15 protein-coding genes are annotated in these 19,773 nt (G+C 44.0%); 5 read left to right on the forward strand and 10 right to left on the reverse strand.

The window, feature by feature from the left end:
* Positions 1–21 precede the first annotated feature (21 nt).
* The 3 genes from folP to rlmE form a co-directional block, all read right to left on the reverse strand.
* Complete coding sequence (gene folP, locus QWZ04_RS14205) at positions 22–855, reverse strand: dihydropteroate synthase (RefSeq protein ID WP_435433619.1); 834 nt, start codon at positions 853–855, stop codon at positions 22–24.
* 92 nt (positions 856–947) lie between these two features.
* Positions 948–2,948 (reverse strand): ATP-dependent zinc metalloprotease FtsH, encoded by a 2,001-nt coding sequence (ftsH, locus tag QWZ04_RS14210; RefSeq protein ID WP_290328933.1) that lies wholly within the window; start codon positions 2,946–2,948, stop codon positions 948–950.
* Positions 2,949–3,074: 126 nt separating this feature from the next.
* Positions 3,075–3,704: a 23S rRNA (uridine(2552)-2'-O)-methyltransferase RlmE gene (rlmE, locus tag QWZ04_RS14215; RefSeq protein WP_290328934.1), complete on the reverse strand. Its 630-nt coding sequence runs from the start codon at positions 3,702–3,704 to the stop codon at positions 3,075–3,077.
* A gap of 113 nt (positions 3,705–3,817) precedes the next feature.
* On the opposite strand from rlmE, the gene yhbY reads away from it, so the two are divergent.
* Positions 3,818–4,114, forward strand: a complete 297-nt coding sequence (gene yhbY / locus QWZ04_RS14220) for a ribosome assembly RNA-binding protein YhbY (RefSeq protein ID WP_102523932.1) — start codon at positions 3,818–3,820, stop codon at positions 4,112–4,114.
* Between the two features lie 221 nt (positions 4,115–4,335).
* Here yhbY and greA read toward each other — a convergent pair whose 3' ends face one another.
* Positions 4,336–4,809, reverse strand: a complete 474-nt coding sequence (greA, locus tag QWZ04_RS14225; protein WP_102522215.1) for a transcription elongation factor GreA — start codon at positions 4,807–4,809, stop codon at positions 4,336–4,338.
* A gap of 561 nt (positions 4,810–5,370) precedes the next feature.
* On the opposite strand from greA, the gene QWZ04_RS14230 reads away from it, so the two are divergent.
* Both QWZ04_RS14230 and dacB read left to right on the forward strand, forming a co-directional pair.
* Positions 5,371–6,375 carry a porin gene (locus QWZ04_RS14230; RefSeq protein ID WP_290328935.1) on the forward strand — a complete coding sequence of 335 codons (1,005 nt, stop codon included), beginning with the start codon at positions 5,371–5,373 and terminating at the stop codon, positions 6,373–6,375.
* A gap of 123 nt (positions 6,376–6,498) precedes the next feature.
* On the forward strand, positions 6,499–7,929 hold the full coding sequence (gene dacB / locus QWZ04_RS14235; protein WP_290328936.1) for a serine-type D-Ala-D-Ala carboxypeptidase: 1,431 nt from the start codon (positions 6,499–6,501) through the stop codon (positions 7,927–7,929).
* On the opposite strand, the gene QWZ04_RS14240 is transcribed toward dacB, so the two are convergent.
* Together QWZ04_RS14240 and tyrS are read right to left on the reverse strand one after the other, a co-directional pair.
* Entirely contained in the window at positions 7,895–8,722 is an 828-nt protein-coding gene (locus QWZ04_RS14240; protein WP_290328937.1) for a magnesium transporter, read from the reverse strand. The two genes, dacB and QWZ04_RS14240, sit on opposite strands and share 35 nt — an antisense overlap.
* A 385-nt stretch (positions 8,723–9,107) precedes the next feature.
* Positions 9,108–10,295 carry a tyrosine--tRNA ligase gene (gene tyrS, locus QWZ04_RS14245; protein WP_290328938.1) on the reverse strand — a complete coding sequence of 396 codons (1,188 nt, stop codon included), beginning with the start codon at positions 10,293–10,295 and terminating at the stop codon, positions 9,108–9,110.
* 130 nt (positions 10,296–10,425) lie between these two features.
* On the opposite strand from tyrS, the gene shyC reads away from it, so the two are divergent.
* Positions 10,426–11,730, forward strand: a complete 1,305-nt coding sequence (shyC, locus tag QWZ04_RS14250; RefSeq protein ID WP_290328939.1) for a peptidoglycan DD-endopeptidase ShyC — start codon at positions 10,426–10,428, stop codon at positions 11,728–11,730.
* 93 nt (positions 11,731–11,823) lie between these two features.
* Here shyC and QWZ04_RS14255 read toward each other — a convergent pair whose 3' ends face one another.
* The 4 genes from QWZ04_RS14255 to erpA all read right to left on the reverse strand — a co-directional run bounded on the left by QWZ04_RS14255 (position 11,824) and on the right by erpA (position 17,822).
* On the reverse strand, positions 11,824–12,885 hold the full coding sequence (locus tag QWZ04_RS14255; RefSeq protein WP_290328940.1) for a glycosyltransferase family 9 protein: 1,062 nt from the start codon (positions 12,883–12,885) through the stop codon (positions 11,824–11,826).
* A 103-nt stretch (positions 12,886–12,988) separates the two neighbouring features.
* Positions 12,989–16,150, reverse strand: a complete 3,162-nt coding sequence (locus QWZ04_RS14260; protein WP_290328941.1) for an efflux RND transporter permease subunit — start codon at positions 16,148–16,150, stop codon at positions 12,989–12,991.
* Between the two features lie 12 nt (positions 16,151–16,162).
* The gene (locus QWZ04_RS14265) at positions 16,163–17,254 is read right to left on the reverse strand and encodes an efflux RND transporter periplasmic adaptor subunit (protein WP_290328942.1); all 1,092 of its coding nucleotides are present in this window, start codon (positions 17,252–17,254) and stop codon (positions 16,163–16,165) included.
* A 226-nt stretch (positions 17,255–17,480) separates the two neighbouring features.
* On the reverse strand, positions 17,481–17,822 hold the full coding sequence (gene erpA / locus QWZ04_RS14270; protein WP_102522224.1) for an iron-sulfur cluster insertion protein ErpA: 342 nt from the start codon (positions 17,820–17,822) through the stop codon (positions 17,481–17,483).
* Between the two features lie 323 nt (positions 17,823–18,145).
* Here erpA and hemL point away from each other — a divergent pair, with 323 nt between their 5' ends.
* On the forward strand, positions 18,146–19,441 hold the full coding sequence (gene hemL / locus QWZ04_RS14275) for a glutamate-1-semialdehyde 2,1-aminomutase (RefSeq protein ID WP_290328943.1): 1,296 nt from the start codon (positions 18,146–18,148) through the stop codon (positions 19,439–19,441).
* The last annotated feature ends 332 nt before the right edge of the window (positions 19,442–19,773 follow it).

The following is a 19,773-nucleotide window of genomic DNA, read 5'->3' on the forward strand; positions in this document are numbered from 1 at the left end:
TTTCCTTTCTAATTATTAGATTTAATTAATTTGATTGGCGCTGATCATCTTGATTATTTTTATCGCATCGACGGTTTCTTCTACGTCGTGGACTCGAATAATCTGAGCGCCTTTTAGTGCAGCAATACTGGCACAGGTAACGCTGCCAATAACAGAATCAGCAGGGGCTTTATCAAGTAACTTAAATATCATCGACTTTCGTGACATTCCGGCAAGAATAGGCAATCCAAATTGATGGAAATATTCCAAGTTAGCCAGCAGCTGATAATTGTGTTCCAACGTTTTACCAAAGCCAAACCCAGGGTCTAAGATAAGTTTACTTTTATCGATGCCTGCCGCTTCACACGCTTGAGTTCGGTCAGCTAAAAAATTTGAGACATCTTGCAGCAGGTTCTCGTAACTTGGTGCCGACTGCATCGTTCTGGGCTGGCCTTGCATGTGCATAAGACAAACAGGAACGTTCGCACTCGCAGCAACCTCTAGGGCATGAGGCTCTTGCAGGGCTCTGACATCATTGATGATATCTGCGCCGGCTTGTACCGCTTGGCGCATCACTTCAGCTTTACTGGTATCAATAGATATCCAAACATCCGATATACTTCGCAATGCTTCAATTACAGGAACGACTCTTGCGAGTTCTTCTTCTAATTGAACATCAGGTGCTCCCGGCCTGGTTGATTCACCACCAATATCAATGATTGTTGCACCCGCCTTGATCATGGCTTGTGCTTGCTTTATTGCATCTTCAACCGCACAAAAACGACCACCGTCAGAAAAGGAATCCGGAGTGACATTGAGTATGCCCATGACTTGTGGAGTCTCTAGACTTAACTTTTTACCATTGGCTTCGAGCATAATTAAACACTTACGTTTATTCGACTAAAATTATTTACTTTCTGAAACAGAAAAACCCCGAGTTTCCTCGGGGCTTGAAACAACGACGATAATTACTCTGCGTCTTTGTTTTTCTTTTCTTCTGCTACATCATCAGATTTTTGATCATCCGATTTTGACGCTTCATCCTGAACTTCTTGCGAAGTAGCTTTAGATTCATCGTCTTTTTGAGCATCCGCTTTAGCAGATTCTTCAGCTTTCGCATTCGAAGCTTCTTGCGCAGCTGAGTGGTCACCCCAGCCTGCAGGATCACGGATGTCTTCTTTTCGTTCCATCAAATCATCAATTTGACCTGCATCGATAGTTTCAAACTTAACCAATGCATCTTTCATGGTGTGCATGATGTCGATATTTTCTTCCAAGATTTTACGTGCACGGTCATAGTTACGGTCGATGATGATACGTACTTCTTCATCAATCAGCTTCGCCGTATCGTTAGACACATGCTTAGTCTGCGTTACGCTACGACCAAGGAAAACCTCTCCTTCGTCTTCTGCGTATAACAATGGACCTAGCTTTTCAGAGAAACCCCATTGCGTAACCATTTTACGCGCGATATCCGTTGCTCGTTCAATATCGTTTGATGCACCCGTCGACACTTTATCTACGCCATAGATGATTTCTTCGGCCAAACGGCCACCGTATAGGCTAGAAATCATAGACTCTAAGTGTTGTCTGTTCATGCTAACGCGATCTTGTTCTGGCAAGTACATAGTCACACCAAGTGCACGTCCACGCGGGATGATAGACACTTTGTAAACTGGATCATGCTCAGGAACAAGGCGACCAACAATGGCATGACCCGCTTCATGGTATGCCGTTGACTCTTTAGTATCTTCAGATAGCACCATTGAACGACGCTCTGCGCCCATCATGATTTTATCTTTAGCAAGTTCAAACTCAACCATGGAGACGTTGCGCTTATTGCCACGAGCGGCGAACAATGCAGCTTCGTTAACTAGGTTGGCAAGATCTGCACCAGAGAAGCCAGGTGTACCACGTGCAATCAGAGATGGTTCAACATCACCCGACAGCGGAACTTTACGCATATGAACTTTCAAGATCTGCTCACGACCACGAACATCCGGTAGACCTACAACAACTTGGCGGTCAAAACGTCCAGGACGAAGTAGCGCCGGGTCAAGTACGTCTGGACGGTTAGTCGCAGCAATAACAATGATACCTTCGTTACCTTCAAAACCATCCATTTCAACCAGCATTTGGTTCAATGTTTGCTCACGTTCATCGTGACCACCACCAACACCAGCGCCACGTTGGCGACCTACGGCATCGATTTCATCAATAAAGATGATACATGGTGAGGCTTTTTTCGCTTGTTCAAACATGTCACGCACACGAGATGCACCAACACCAACGAACATTTCAACGAAATCAGAACCTGAAATAGTAAAGAATGGTACTTTTGCTTCACCAGCAATGGCTTTCGCTAGCAAGGTTTTACCCGTACCCGGAGGACCGACTAACAAGACACCCGTTGGAATTTTACCACCCAATTTTTGGAAACGGCTTGGGTCACGTAAGTAATCAACGAGCTCTTTTACATCTTCTTTTGCTTCATCACAGCCTGCGACGTCGCCAAAAGTAGTTTTTATCTGCTCTTCACTCATCATGCGGGCTTTGCTTTTGCCAAATGACATTGCGCCTTTACCGCCACCGCCGCCTTGCATCTGACGCATGAAGAATATCCATACACCGATCAACAAGATCATTGGGAACCATGAGATAAAGATAGTACCGAGTAGACTTTGCTCTTCCGGTGGCGTACCCATTACTTTTACGTTTTGATTGATCAAATCGTCCAGTAATTTGCTGTCATAGACAGGCATGTACGTCACGTAACGTGAGTTATCACGACGATAGAATGTAATTTCTCTATCGTTAAACTGCGCTTCTCGAATCTGGCCTTGGCCAACTTCCTGTACGAATGTGGTGTAATCCACAGCTTTTCCGTTGCTTTCTCCAGGGCCAAAGCTCTGGAAAACCGACATCAAGACTACTGCGATTACTAGCCACAATATTAGATTTTTTGCCATATCACTCAAGGTGGCAGCCTCTCGATAACTGATTGTAATTAAAGGTAGGGTACTACAGTTTAAAACCTGTAGCTACAGTGTTAACTTGCTCATTGTTGCTGTACTTCACTCTTTAGTGACTAACTGCTAGCCTTTGTAACCAGTTGCTACAATATAGACTTCTCGTGAGCGGGCTCGTGAGGAATCTGGCTTGCGAATTTTCACTACTTTGAACATAGCACGAACTTCTTTTACGTATTGCTCAAAACTTTCGCCCTGAAACACTTTCACAGTAAAACTACCGCCAGGTATCAAGACTTGTCGACACATATCCAGCGCTAACTCAATCAAGTACATCGCGCGAGGTTGATCCACAGATTGGTTACCCGCCATGTTTGGCGCCATATCAGACATCACCACATCAACCATATTCGGTTGAATGCGCTCAAGCAATGCATCTAATACCGCTTCTTCACGGAAATCACCCTGCAAGAACGAAACCCCTGAAATTGGGTCCATCGGTAAGATATCACAAGCAATCACTTGCCCCTCATCACCGACGATTTTTGTCGCGTATTGAGACCAGCCACCAGGCGCGGCCCCTAAATCGACAACCGTCATGCCAGGTTTAAGTAGCTTATCTTTTTCTTGAATCTCTTTTATTTTAAAAATGGCACGAGAACGATAGCCGCGTTTTTGGGCTTCTTTCACGTATTTATCATCAAAATGTTCTTTCAACCAACGACCTGAACTGGCCGAGTGCTTTTGCTTGCTCATTCGATTCCTAACTAAACGGTAATTATCGTTACCCAATAAACTATAGTCTTCGGGATTAGATGGCGGTAGAATGTCTTCTTTTCAACCCTATGATAAATAAAATTGGCCGCGTAATGAACCTAAGCACAAAACAAAAACAGCATCTCAAAGGCCTAGCTCACAGTTTAAAACCTGTCGTGCTAATGGGCGCAAACGGATTAACTGAGGCTGTGCTAGCGGAAATAGAGTTAGCACTCGACCATCACGAACTGATCAAAATTAAAGTTGCATCAGAAGACCGTGATACTAAACAATTGATTATCGATGCAATTGTTCGCGAAACCAAAGCAGAAAAAGTACAAACCATTGGTAAAACACTGGTACTTTTCCGCCAATCAGAAGCGCGTAAAATCGAAATCCCTCGCAAGTAGGATACTCGCTAGTAAGCATAGACAACTGTCTGCTTACAATGCAAAAAAAGGTCGCAATTTAAATTGCGACCTTTTTTGTTTTTTAAGCCAGAGTACAGAACGCTCAGAAGCACCTTTCTAAAAACTAGAGCGCTTTGCTACTAGAGACTATAAAAGAAAAGAGCAACAGCGATGGTGCTCTTGCTCTTCTACTTAGCTTTTAGTACTTAGCTTTTAGTACTCTAAACATACGCTACTTTATCAATCTCGTAGTCTTTATCACCACCAGGGGTGCTGATAGAAACTTCGTCGCCTTCTAGTTTACCAATCAAACCACGAGCAATTGGCGAGCTTACTGAGATTTTGCCAGCGCGAATCTCGGCTTCATCTTCACCAACAATTTGGTAAGTCACTTCTTTATCAGTATCGATATCAATCAAGGTTACGGTTGTGCCGAAAATCACTTTACCCGTATTTTCCATTTTAGTGACATCAATAACCTGAGCAACAGACAACTTGTATTCGATATCTCGGATCTGCGCTTCACATACACCCTGCTCTTCACGTGCTGCATGGTACTCTGCGTTTTCTTTTAGGTCACCCAACTCACGAGCTTCACCGATAGCTTGTGAAATAATAGGACGACGCTTAATCAACACATCAAGTTCTTCACGTAGCTTTTCTTCGCCACGCGCAGTCATAGGGACTTTTTCCATTTTAAACCTCTAACGTAAAAGCAGGCAGAGTTAACCGGTTAGGTGGGCTTTGTGCTTTTAACTACATTCAGACAATACAACCCCACTCCGATGCGATTCATCGAAGTAAGGGGGATTTCAACATTTGTTCTAGTGTAATCAAACTAACCAAATAGGTCATCTAAAAACCTAGATCGTGATCACATTTCCCATCTAGTCAATGATTTATCTCGTCAACACCCAACACATAAAAAAAATATAAATTCGCACAAAACAACGAATCACTCTCAAAATCAACATAAAAAGATATAAAACATTTTTGTCATCAATAGTTCACAAAAATAAGCAAAGCACTGTTTTAATTAAAAATTAAACATAAAACAACACAATAAAACAGTGTGCAGTTGATATTTTTATATCATTTTACTACCTGAAGAGTGAACTTTAGAGGTACAACATAACCACCTTGAAATGCGAGAGACATCACGCAGTCCACTGCCACTGATATCATTCGCATCTATAAGTAGTGAGGAACCACCCTCTACTGCTTGTTATGGACTATAAATTAGGACTTAGAAACCAATGAACAAGAAATTTATCGCTCTAGCAATCGCTGCTGCTGCAACCGCTACTGGCGCATCAGCTGCTGAAATCGCAAAAAACGACACTTCTTCTCTAGAAATGGGCGGCCGTGTTGAAGCGCGTCTAGCTATCCAAGACGGCAAAACTGAAGATCAGTCTCGCGTTCGTCTAAACTTTCTAGGCAAAACTCAAATCACTGACGGTCTATACGGTCTTGGTTTCTACGAAGGTGAGTTCAAAGCAACTGCTAAAAAATCTGATGCTAACGGCTTCAACAACGACACTGTTGAACACCGTTACATGTACACTGGTATCGGTGGTGCATTTGGTGAAGTAACAGTGGGTACTGTTAAAGGTTCTCTACAAGCTGTAACTGATTTCACTGATATCATGGCATACCACGGTAACAGTGCAGCGCCTAAACTAGGAACGGCTGATCGTCCAGACCAATCTATCGCATACGCTGGTGAGTTCTCTGGTGTTGAGCTACGTGCTAACTACACATTCGCAAGCTCTGAAGATAAAGTAGACAGCGATAAGAACAGCGGCTACGCAGCTTCTGCTATCTACAACATCGGCGACACTGGCGCTCGTGTAACAGGTGCTTACGCTTCTCAAGAAGATGGCGCAACTAAAGATGCTAACGAGTTTATGCTTGGTGCATCTTACGCAATCAGCGACTTCTACTTTGCTGGTCTTTACACTAACGTAACGTCAAATGATGCTAACGTTGAAACAAAAGGTAACGGTTACGAACTAGCTGCAGCTTACACTCTAGGCCAAGCTAAATTCACAACTACCTACAACCGTTTTGACTCTACTGAAGCAAACAATGCGAAAGAAATTGATAAAGACAGCGTAGCTATCGACGCTTCTTACTTCTTCAACGCTAACTTCCGTACTTACGTATCTTACAACTTCAACTTGCTTGATGACAGCAAAGCGAACATTACTAAGATCGAAGCACAAGACCAAGCTGTACTTGGCCTACGTTACGACTTCTAATTTGGCTTTTAGCTAATAAAGAATCTCTAAACGCTCGCATCTGCGAGCGTTTTTTTATGCCTAAACAAAATGCTACGCAATTGCTATACTGAACCCTAACCCCAATCAACTTCCTATTTAGCAATGCGATTATTCCTATCACTTGTCACTCTTGTTAGCTTATCAACTGTACATTTCGCAAGCTTTGCCAATTCATCTAGCGATTTATTGCCCTATGGCGCCCGGGCCAGTTTAATCGTCGCAAATGAGAGCCAAATTTTCGTAGAGCAAGACAGCAAACAATTTTTTGCACCAGCAAGCACTCTAAAAGTCGTCACTGCACTAGCGGCTAAACTTGAACTTGGTGATGATTATCGCTTTGAAACTCAAATAGAGCGCATTGGCTCAGAGTTAGTGGTTCGTTTTTCCGGCGACCCAACCTTAACCAACGCCCATTTGAATGCCTTGCTAAAAACCATCAAGCAAAAAGGGATTAATAAAGTATCGAATATTTATTTAGATAACAGTGTCTTTAGCGGCTATGAGCGTGCCGTTGGTTGGCCATGGGATATTTTAGGGGTTTGCTACAGTGCGCCAGCCAGTGCCATTACGCTCGATCGCAATTGCGTTCAGGCGTCTATTTCTTCCACTTTGTCTAATAAAACCCAGACCTTTGTGCCTGCGCACCAACCGATTACCGTCACCAGTGATGCTAAGAGTTTGTCCACTATAGATAAAAAATCGCAACAATGTGATTTAGAATTGACCACAAAAAGTGGCAATCAATATCACTTGTCTGGCTGTATGAGCCACCGGAATAAGCCTTTGCCACTCAAATTTGCAGTGCAAGACACTGTTGATTACACCCAGCACGTGTTAACCCGCTTACTAAAAGAGAATCGAATCGAATTTACAGGCAAGATACTCACTAAGTCGGTACCCAATCAGGGTGTGGTTATAGCTAGTCATCAGTCGGAACCACTTAATCAGCTGCTCGATACCATGCTTAAACGTTCAGATAACTTGATTGCCGACAACCTGACAAAAACCCTCGGCCGGGAGTTTTTCTTTCAAGCCGGCAGCTTTGCTAATGGTACTGAAGCGATCAAGCAAATCATTTTCGCCAATACTGGCATTAATTTAGAACACGCAAAGCTTGCGGATGGTTCAGGTCTATCTCGCAATAACAGAATGACCGCCGATGATATGCAGCAAGTTCTCAGTTATATTTGGCAGCATGATAAAGAGCTGAATTTAATCGCTTCACTGCCTGTTTCTGGTGAAAGTGGCACTCTGAAATATCGAAAAAGTATGCGCAACGCACCGATTAAAGGACAAATTCAAGCAAAAAGCGGCTCGGTATACGGCAGCTATAACATGGCCGGATACATTCTGGATAAGCAAAAGCAACCCACAGCCCTGTTTGTTCAATTTGTGGGTGACTATCACCCTGTAAAAAAAGACAGCGATAAAAAAGGCGAGTCACCAAATGTGCTCGCCCCTATCTATCAATTTGAACAACAGTTTTATGCCGACGCGATTAAGCTAGGCCAAGAAAATGGTTCACCACACTAAAGTAGATCCAAATTCCTGAGATATCGACAACCGACGCAAGTACTGGGCTCACCAACACGGCAGGGTCCAACTTGCAGGCTCTGGCTAAAATAGGTAGCAAACCGCCGAGCGTCGTCGATATGGTCACTTGGATAAACAGTGCGACCGCAATCGCTATTGCGATAACTTCCAAGTCAAAACCACCTGTTGACGTGTTCCCGCTAAACAACATAATTCGCCCAGTCATAACAATCGCGATGACCAACGCCAAGCATACGGCGATACGGCTTTCTTTCCAAAGCACATCCAACCATTGCCGTTTTTTTAGCTCTCCAGTCGCAAGTGCTCGTATCACTAATGTTGCCGCCTGAGAGCCAGTATTACCACCTGCAGCTGCAATCACTGGCATGTAAATAGCTAACAGCATTAGTTGACTTAACGTGTCTTCATATTGAGCAATAATAAGACCTGATACTATGCCCAATAATGCTAAGGCGACAATCCAGCCAACACGCTGCCGAAAGTGCTCAAAAACACTAGTCGATAAGTAACCACGGCTGGTTTCGGCTTCTGAGTGAATAAAACCCAGTTGCATTGCGTAATGCCTTGCGCGTTTCGTGAAGCCACTTTGGTCTAACTTAGTTAAAAACCATTGAACTTCGGCGATCGTGCACGAATGAAGAATGGCAACAGCCTCTTCAATGGGCATCACGGTTAATAGATGAAGTTGAGTTTCTTGTTCGTATTGTGCAAACGCGCCGTGCGCTGCTCCTATTTCCTCTGCAGTGTATGCAGTGGTATTCATTACCGTCATGGCGAATCTCCCGATTAGCAATGGTGACGACCAATATAGGATCTGAAGTGCTAAGTGCTAAGTGCTAAGCACAGCAAAGTACACAGATCTATAAGTAAGTAGAAGTATGGAGAAAAATACGAAGGGGATAATAAAATAGCATCCCTACCACTAAGGCAGGGGCAAAAGCGCCAATACCGAAGCGGTTATTTCTCTCCCCTCCTACTTGGGGGATGGTCGGTATTGTTCATTTAACGCTCCAAATGAGATGTACTGCTAAAATGCAGCGGGCGAATTATAGCCGAATTTTGATTTAAAACCAATGACCATAAGCCAAGAAAATGGGCAAAAAAATAGCTCCGCCATGCGGAGCTATTTATTCATTCATAAGAAAAATAGACTTGTCTTATTTAATCGTAATACGTGCAAACTTGCGCTTACCAACTTGGTAAACAGCGGTGCCTGCTTCCGGTACAAGTTTAGTATCTTCGATCTTCGCGCCATCGATTTTCGCAGCGCCTTGACGGATCATGCGCATCGCATCTGAAGTTGAGCTGACCAAAGCCGCCTCTTTCAGTACGTTACCAATTGGCAAACCGGCTTCGAATTCGAATTCTGGCATTTCGTCTGGCATTGCGCCTTTTTGGAAGCGGTTAATAAACTCTTGTTCTGCAGCATCAGCATCGGCTTCAGTATGGAAGCGCGCAATGATTTCTTTTGCGAGCAAAATCTTCACATCACGTGGGTTTTTACCTGCTTCAATGTCGGCTTTAAACTGCGCAACTTCTGCCAATGGGCGGAAAGACAACAGTTCGTAGTAGCTCCACATTAGGTCATCAGAAATCGACATGATTTTACCAAACATTTCGCTTGGCGCATCACTGATACCAATATAGTTATGAGCAGATTTAGACATTTTCTTAACGCCGTCTAAACCAACCAGTAGTGGCATCATCAATACAGATTGTGGCTTTTGGCCTGCTGATTTTTGTAGCTCACGGCCCATCAGTAAGTTGAATTTCTGATCCGTACCACCGAGTTCTACATCACTCTTTAACGCAACAGAGTCATGACCTTGAAGTAACGGGTACATAAATTCGTGGATGGCAATAGGTTGTCCACCAGCATAACGCTTTTTGAAGTCATCACGCTCAAGCATACGAGCAACCGTTTGATTGGATGCTAGGCGAATCATACCTTCAGCGCCTAATTCAGATAACCATTCAGAGTTAAAACGAATCTCTGTTTTTGCTGGGTCTAAAATTTTAAACACCTGCTCTTTATAGGTTTCTGCATTTCTAAGTACGTCTTCACGGCTTAGAGGTGGACGCGTGGTGTTCTTACCAGACGGATCACCAACCATAGCGGTAAAATCACCGATCAAGAACGTCACTTCGTGGCCCAAATCTTGGAACTGACGAAGTTTATTAAAAATCACCGTGTGACCAAGGTGAATATCAGGCGCAGTTGGATCAGCACCCAATTTAATACGTAACGGACGACCTTCTTTTAATTTCGCGATCAGCTCGTCTTCAGGGATAAGCTCTTCTACACCGCGCTTAATTTCAGCCAGTGCTGCTTCAATACTCGCCATTCTTGTTCACTCCCACAGATTTGGCAAAAATATGACTTCGAGACAGTGTACTTGAATAGCACTCAGTTTTGAAACCAGTTAGACTCAGTAACTGTTATTTTTATCGTATTAATTGAGCGAATAGATCCAAATGTCGAAATTTGCCCGTCTTTCTCTGTTACACCGCATTCTGATTGGCTTCTTTACTGCTGTAATTGTCATCGCTGTCTTTTTCCTTCCTGATGCGAAAGACTTAAGACCAGAGCAGTCTGGCTTAGAAGTAGGTAAGCTTTACCCCTTGACGATTAATGCAGAAGCACTGAACCCTGCAGGTAATATCGCTCCCGTCTCTCTCATTCGCTGGGAATCCCACAAAGTACAATCAGGTGAGAGTGCCGCGCTATTATTTAACCGAATTGGTTTATCCGCTCGTCTATTGCACAATTTGATAACCAGTGAAAAAGAAATCAACAAGCAATTGTCACGTTTACGACCTGGCAATATTCTTAAATTTGGCTTTAACGAACAAAATGAGCTGGTTCAGCTAAACCGCGTCATCAGCGAGTTCGAGACCTTTCAAATCACCAAAACAGACTCTGGCTTTTCTTCCCAAGTAGCTAAAAAAGAAGTCAATATTCAACTCAATTACGCTGAAGCTGAAATCACATCAAACTTCTGGAACGCCAGTGTCGTCGCGGGATTAACGCCAAACCAAATTATGGAATTAGCAGGCATCTTTGGCTGGGATATTGATTTTGCCTTGGACATTCGAGCTGGTGATGCCTTCCAGGTTCTCTATGAAGAAAAGGTAGTAGAGGGTGAGAAAGTCGGTCGTGGCAACATCATTGCGGCCATATTCACCAACCAAGGTGATACATTTAAAGCCATCCGAGATAAGAAAACGGGTAACTATTTTGACCAAGACGGCAGAGCAATGAAAAAAGCGTTTTTACGCTCGCCGATCAACTTCCGTTACGTCAGCTCTAATTTTAACCCTCGCAGGCTTCACCCTGTCACCGGGCAAGTGAAAGCGCACCGAGGAACCGACTATGTCGCACCAGTAGGAACGCCGATTTGGGCCGCAGGTGATGGTACGGTTGAAAAGTCTGGCTATAATCGTTTTAACGGCAACTACGTATTTATTCGCCATAGCAACACCTACATTACTAAGTATCTGCACATGACCAAGCGCTACGTCAAAACAGGCCAGCGAGTAAAACAAGGTCAAACGGTGGGTACATTAGGTGGCACAGGCCGAGTAACGGGGCCGCACCTTCACTACGAATTCTTAGTTAACGGTGTGCACAAGAACCCACGCACCGTTAAACTGCCACAATCTAAATCGCTGAAGGGCAAAACGAAACAAACCTTTATAGCGAATTCAATAATCAGGTTAGAGCAGCTAGAAAGATACAAGCAACTCCTAGAGCCGATGGATTCAAGTTCTAAAAGCTAAGTTCTAAAAGCTAAGTTCTAAAAGCTAAGACTAAAGACAAAAAAGCCAGAGCGAGGTTACCTTCGATCTGGCTTTTTTAATTGTTTCATAGAGCTAACTAGGATCTTGTAGGGCTTTGAGTACTTTCTCTGCGTCTAGATTATCTAATCCATCCACATCAACACAGTGTTCTCCCAGCAAACCGTAACGCTCTATATTGGTGTGGGTGTACAAACCAACGCATTTAGCCCCAGCGGCATCGGCTAAGTGCAACGGCCCTGTATCGCAACAGATAAAGCCATCCAGCTCTTTAAGTACTGCGGCAAGGTGTCGCATGTCTTTTGACTGAAATGTTTTAATGTTTGGCTGCAATGGCTGCGTGACATCTGGACTTAAAATTTCAACCCACTGAATCGACTGGCTCGAAGCGTCATCAAACTTATCAACAATGCCCTGCCAAGTGGTTTCATCTAACTGTTTATCACCCCTAGCACCTCGAAAGTACGCCATGGTGATGCCTTGGTGATCACCTCGCAGCTGAGAGGTAACCTTCATGCCTTGGGAGTGCTCATCCTCGTTAAATTCCATGGTATGATCCGCAGGTAACTGAACATCCAATCCCATTCCCGTTAATACATCCAAACTCTCCAAGGCCGCGTGGGCATGGCGATTGACTGGTTGATTAGAATGAGGTGATGCTACATTACGGCGTGGATTAAATTCAGCGACTTTGTTTTTAGCATTCATCAATGCTGACATCATACTGTCGCCAACCGACGCATAAGGCAGTAAGACCAAGTCATATTGGTTGCTGCGCAGCTTTTTCATACATGAAATCCAGCGAGACAACCCTTTAAAAGAGAAAAACGAATAATCCATCGCCTCAAAGCCCATATTAGAAAATACGCTGCCTTGCCAAGGTTCATTGAGTAGCAGATCTATTCGTGCTTCGGGATATTGTTTTCGCACTTCGCGCAAAAATGGCAGCATAAAATACATGTTGCCGATACGCTTATTATTACGGATCACCAATATATGTTTAATCTCATCTTTAGGTAGCGCGGATGAAGTTAAACTGCGCTTATTGTTTAAGAGCTTATAGAGTAAGGTTTCCAAGCCGCCCATTTGGTCTCGGCGGTAACTGTCAAACTGGCGCAGGGCATTCCGTAAAGTCATAGTTCCGTATCATTCTTAGTTATAAAAAAACGCTTACTAAGAATCCATCTATTGATTCTTTAGCAAGCGTTCGATTCTAGCATACCTTACCGTTCAAGTTCGATTAGGAGCGGGGCTTATCTACCTCTAAAGCGATTTGAGGCTCTGGTGACTCATGCGTATCCGTATTTGATGTACTGGTTTTATCCTTTGGATCTCGGCCAAGCATCAACAAACATGGCGTAAGAACCAATGTCAGCACCGTGGCAAATGCCAAGCCACCTGCGATTGCCGTTGCTAATTGAGACCACCATTGTGTACTTGGCGCACCAAACTCAATTTTTTGATTGATCAAATCAATGTTCATTTCCAACACCATTGGCATCAATCCAAGAATGGTCGTGATGGTCGTTAGCATAACGGGCCTTAAACGCTGAACCCCGGTACGGAGTATTGCGTCTTGCTTAGCTAACCCTCGTTTACGCAGTTGGTTATACGTGTCAATCAAGACGATATTATTATTCACCACTATTCCGGCTAAAGCGATGACACCAATACCTGACATCACGATACCGAAAGGCCTTTGGAAAATCAGTAACCCAGCAAACACACCCACAGTCGAAAACAAAACCGCACTCAAGATCAAAAAGGCTTGATAGAAGCTATTAAACTGAGTCACCAATATCAATGCCATGACCGCAAGCGCGACCACAAAGGCATTCTGCAGGAAAGCCGATGAATTGGCCTGCTCTTCATTTTGACCTCTGATCTTAAATTCTACCGAAGATGGGAAATCCATATCAGCCAAAGCTTGTTCAATATTTGGTAGCTCTAGTGCTAAGTTATAGCCCTCTCTCATGTCAGCAGTAATATTCAATACTCGATGGCCATCAATACGTTCAATAGCATCTTGCTTCGGTGTAGGTTTAATTTCGGCAAAGTTAGTGATCGGAACTAAACCCATTGGCGTTTTGATTCTAAGCTGTTCAAACCTGCCAATATCACGTTTTTCTTCAGGGTACCGAACTAAGATATCCACTTCTTCATTCGCATCATCAGGCAGGTAATCGCCTATCTTCAAACCGTTAGTTACAAACTGAACAGTATTACCCACTAGAGTCGCATCCGCTGCAAAGCGAGAGGCATCATCACGGCGTATATCAATTTGCCAATCTATACCCTCTTTACTCGAAGTGTCACTGACATTAATAAGCGCCGGGTTATTATCCGCCCAATGTCGGACAATTTTGGTGGCTTCATCTAGTTCTATCGGCACTCGTGAAGACATCTCGATAACCAAATCATTTTCAACCGGTGGGCCTGCATCTGGGAATTTATATTCAATCTCAACGCCTGCAAACTTGTCCGTCTGTTCACGCAGTTCTTCTATGATGTCTTTTACTTTACGGCGATACTGCCAATCCACAGGCGTGATCTGAATTTGCCCTATAACATCTTCGCCGCCTGTTCGGGTGTAGACACTATCGAACTCATCATGCCCTAACACCACTTGTTCGATATCTCGCATGATGGCGTCTTTTTCTTGGATAGAGTGATCACCGTAAGATCGTACTTTAACCGTAAAAAATGGCGGATCCACTTCGGGGAAAAATTCTGCGCCCAACCCGGCTTTGCCATACCCCACACCAACCGCAACCGCAAGTGCAATGGCACTGAACAGGATCTTTATCGGGTGGTGAATTGCGATGGCTAACGTTTGGTAATACAGGCGAGTTAAACCCGTCGCTTGCTCAAACACACCGTTATGTAAGTCGACCATTTTAGCTTGGTTTTCTTTGGACACATTTTGCGGCTTACCAATTAAACCACCGAGTACCGGCACAAAAAGCAGTGCCATCACTAATGATGCCGTTAAGGTTGCAATCAATGTGAGTGGCAAGAATTTCATGAACTCACCGGTCACATCAGGCCAAAATAACAACGGTGCAAATGCAGCTAACGTTGTGGCAGTAGACGCGGTAATAGGCCACGCCATACGTTTCGCGGCATCGCGATAGGCTTGTTTCTTGTCGATTCCCTCTTGCATGCGGCGATCTGCAAACTCGGTCACCACTATCGCGCCATCTACTAACATGCCGACCGCCATGATTAATGAAAATAACACAACAATATTGACCGTCATCCCAAAGATGGACAACACAAGTAAACCCGTCAAAAAAGAACCGGGGATAGAAATACCTACCAAGAAAGCGGTACGAGTGCCAAGAATGGCGATGATTACGATGACCACCAGAATGATGGCGGACAAGATATTGTTTTGCAGATCGTTAAGCATGATCTTAACGTCTTTTGACTCATCTTTGGTGTACTTGACCCGCAGGTTAGCAGGCCAATCATCACGCAGTTGAGCTTGTGCCATCACCTCTTTCACCAGATCAACGGTTTCAATGATGTTTTCACCAGCACGCTTTTTGATGTCCAAGATGACAGCAGACTCACCATCCAAACGGGCAAAGCTTTCTGGATCTCTAAAAGCACGCCTCACGGTTGCAATATCAGCAAAGGTAATAACTTGTTTGCCTTCAACTTTAACGGGTAGCTCTAACACATCTTTAAGGGAATCAAAAACGGATGGCACTTTGACAGAAAAGCGCCCATAGCCAGTATCCACATACCCAGCGGCGACCACCTTATTATTTAACGCGATCAGGTTATAGATATCCCCCTGATCTAAGCCGTAGCTTTCCATTAGCAAAGGATCAACGATGATTTCGACCACATCATCTCGATCGCCAGCAATGTCGACCTCAAGAACTTGGCGATAACTCTCTAGTTTATCTCTAATGATACGGCCAATTTGTACGATCGTGCGCTCTGGCACTGTGCCGTATAGCACAACCGAAAGTACGGGCTGCTCGGAAGCTAACGTGACTTCATTGACTGTCGGCTCGTCGCTATCCGCTGGCAGTTTTGGTTTAGCGAGATCAACCGCATCTCGAACATCAGACATGGCTTTATTAAGATCGACGCCCACATTAAATTCAAGTACCACCGAAGCATGGCCCTCAGACGCCGTGGCACTCATTTCTTTAACGCCTTCAATAGAACGCAACTCTTGTTCTATTGGTCTAACTAACAAACGCTCCGCATCATCAGGGGAGATACCCTGATGACCGACTGAAACATAAATAATAGGAATGGTAATGTCTGGACTGGACTCTTTCGGTATCGCCACATAGGTCATCGCTCCTGCGACCAATATGAGAATAAGTAAAGACATCATGGTACGAGAGCGGGTCAATGCCGCATCAATTATGCTGTACATAGCGTCAACTCCCTATGGCTGATAAACGGCGTTGACCATATCACCACCACGGACAAAACCTTGCCCTATTGTGATAATGTCGACCTTATCGCCCAAACCCGTTAACCAAACCCCGTCTTGTTCCGCTTTAACCAATTGGATTGCCACAAACGTCACTTTGCTATCAACCACGGTTTTCACCCCCAGGTTGCCCTCTTCATCAAGAGCAAGCATGGCTGGAGTAACTTTAACCGCCAATTGGGTATCTAGCTTCAATGTGACTTCGGCGCTAATACCCGCCGAAATTCTTTGGCCTTGATTGGGTATTTCAATTTCAACTTTAAAAGTATTGGTCGATGGAGAAGAAACACGAGAAACATAGCGCAGCGTGCCATTAATAAGCTGCCCCGTCACAAGGCGTATATTCGCCACTTGATTCAATTCAAGCTGACTAACATGCCTCTCACTCACATCCGCTTCGATGACGAGAGTTTCCAGGTCAATTAGCGTTGCAACTGGGTCCCCGACACCGACAAAATCGCCGACTTCAACCACTAAGTCATCAATAAAGCCAGAAAATGGCGCTTTGATAAGGGTATGAGACAACATCAATTTTGCGTTTTCTACATTTGCTTTCGCATCGGTCAGAGCTGCTTGGGCAGAACTAAAGGCCACCTCACCTTGCAAGCCTCTTTTTTTCAAGGATTTAGCCGCCGTGTATTCTTTCTCTTTAACATTAAGTAATGCTTTGGCTTTTTCAAGACGAATGAGTAAATCGCCTTTGTCGATCTGGGCTATTGGCTGGCCTTTATTGACTTTATTGCCCTTTTGAACCAATAAACTGTCAATTCGTCCCGCGATTTCGGCACCTAACGTTGCGTCACGGTTTGGTGCTGTTCGGCCGTATAAATCGAGATTTTTAGCTGTTGCTTGAGAACTGAACGTTTGAATCACCACTTTAGCCAGTGGCACATCTTGAGTTTGTTGCGATTTAGAAGGAGAGGTTGTGCTTTCTTCAGCTTGTAACATGCCTTGCCCAAGCCAGAGGCTTAAGAGTAAAACAAGTATTAAAGAAACAAGCCAAGGTCGTTGCGAAAAAAAGCCACTTACGCGGAATAACGGCATAGTAAGTCCTTGTGGTTATGGGATTCCCCAAAATTTAACGTCCTCGGAAACATCCTAATACCGGGACAATTCTAGCCTTATTGTAATTATATCTTTTGCTGAATATCTGTTCGAAAGTGCTTATTTTTGTAAGCCGACACTTACAAATAAGCATTATGGTAAGGCAAGTTGAAAGCTCTAGGTTAGCAGAGCTTTCAACATCTATAGATAGATCTAATATTTGAGACTAGACGCTAAATGACGCGCCACAGCCACAAGTTGTTGTCGCATTTGGGTTATTGACAAAAAAGCGTGAACCTTCAAGGCCTTCAGTATAATCAACAATGCCGCCAACTAAATACTGCAAGCTCATTGGATCAACGACTAAAGTCACTTCATCTTTCACTATGGTCATGTCGCCTTCATTGACACTCTCGTCGAAGGTAAAACCGTACTGAAAACCGCTGCAACCGCCACCCGTGATGTACACACGTAATTTAAGGTTTGGATTCTCTTCTTCTTCAATCAAAATCTTAACACGCGCCGCTGCCGTATCTGAAAATGACAATGGGATATTTACTTCGCTCACAACGACCTCTCTATTTATACTCATTCCCAAACATTTAGGATCAATCTTTGGTGATTTTATTTGTCTAATTACTCGAGATTATCTAGTACCTGAGTGAAACGTTCAAGTATTCACTGAAATAAAGTGGGAAGTATTAAGTTCGAAGTACTAAGTGCTAAAAGCGAAGTAAGAGCTTAGAGCCTCTCACTTAGCTTTTAGCACTTCGCTTTTAGTACTTCACTTCTAATACTTCACATTTAGCACAATATTTCTTTTCAATGGGTGCAAAATAGTTTCGGAGCGCTACAATGCGAGCGGACTAAAAAATCATAAAGGATACATCCATGACCAAATCTGCCGAGCTGTATCAAAAAGCCCAGCAAACTATTCCGGGCGGTGTTAACTCACCAGTACGTGCATTTAATGGTGTTGGCGGTTCTCCGCTATTCGTAGAGCGAGCTGATGGCCCGCTGATTTTTGATGCTGATGGTAAAGCATACATCGACTATGTTGGTTCATGGGGCCCTATGATTTTGGGCCACAACCACGCGGTTATCCGTGAAGCGGTAATCGACGCTGCTCAACGTGGTTTAAGTTTTGGCGCACCAACAGAGATGGAAATCGAAATGGCTCAGCTGGTGTCTGAGCTAGTACCATCAATGGAACAACTTCGCATGGTGAGCTCTGGTACAGAAGCGACCATGAGTGCAATACGTCTTGCACGCGGCTTTACTGGCCGTGACAAAATTCTTAAGTTCGAAGGTTGCTATCATGGCCATGCTGACAGCTTACTGGTAAAAGCAGGCTCTGGCGCATTGACACTTGGGCAACCAAGCTCTCCTGGTGTTCCTGCAGATTTTGCTAAGCATACATTAACGGCCACGTTCAATAATCTTGAATCCGTCCGTGAACTGTTTGCAGCTAACAAGGGCGAAATTGCTTGTATCATCGTTGAACCTGTTGCGGGCAACATGAACTGCATTCCTCCAGTGGAAGGTTTCCATGAAGGCCTACGTGAGATCTGTGACCAAGAAGGCGCACTGCTGATTTTTGATGAAGTAATGACAGGCTTCCGCGTTGCACTAGGAGGCGCTCAAGCGCATTACAACATCAAGCCGGATCTAACAACATTAGGTAAGGTTATCGGCGGCGGCATGCCTGTCGGTGCTTTTGGTGGTCGTAAAGACGTAATGCAATACATTGCACCTACAGGGCCGGTTTACCAAGCAGGTACGCTTTCAGGTAACCCTGTTGCAATGGCTGCAGGTTATGCTTGTTTGCAACTGCTGAAAGAAGAAGGCAATGAAAAACGCTTGAACTCTAAAACCAAACAGCTTGCTAACGGTTTCAAAGAACTTGCAGATAAGCACGGTATTCCACTACTTGTGCACCAAGTTGGCGGTATGTTTGGCTTCTTCTTTACGGACCAAGAAACCGTAACTTGCTATGAAGACGTAGCAAAATGCGACGTAGAGAAATTCAAAAAATTCTTCCACTACATGCTTAAGCACGGTGTTTACCTAGCACCATCAGCGTTTGAAGCTAGCTTTACTTCATTAGCACACGGTTCAAAAGAAATTGATGCGACTCTAGAAGCCGCTGACCGTTGCTTTGCAATGTTGGCACAAGACAGCGAATAGCAATAAGTGCCCCATAGCGTCTAAACACAAGGAGCCAGTTTTTACTGGCTCTTTTCATATCTAATCCTCAGAAAAACAGTTCACCTGAAATCCTGCTATCGCTATTGCCTATTGCCAATAAAAAACGACCAAAACGAATAAACTGACCATAATCAAGCTAAACCAAGGTAACTTGATGCGTTTTTTGGTTTTTGAACACGACTTCTCACCACAACATGCCATCATCAACTCCAAACTATTGCGCCAAAACCTTACGTATCATCCCTATTTTTATAGCCAATACGTACGGTAAATAAGATTCACTCTCAAGTATAACGGTTAATTATTTGATA

It is taken from the genome of Vibrio tapetis subsp. quintayensis (assembly GCF_030409945.1).
Taxonomy (GTDB): domain Bacteria; phylum Pseudomonadota; class Gammaproteobacteria; order Enterobacterales; family Vibrionaceae; genus Vibrio; species Vibrio quintayensis.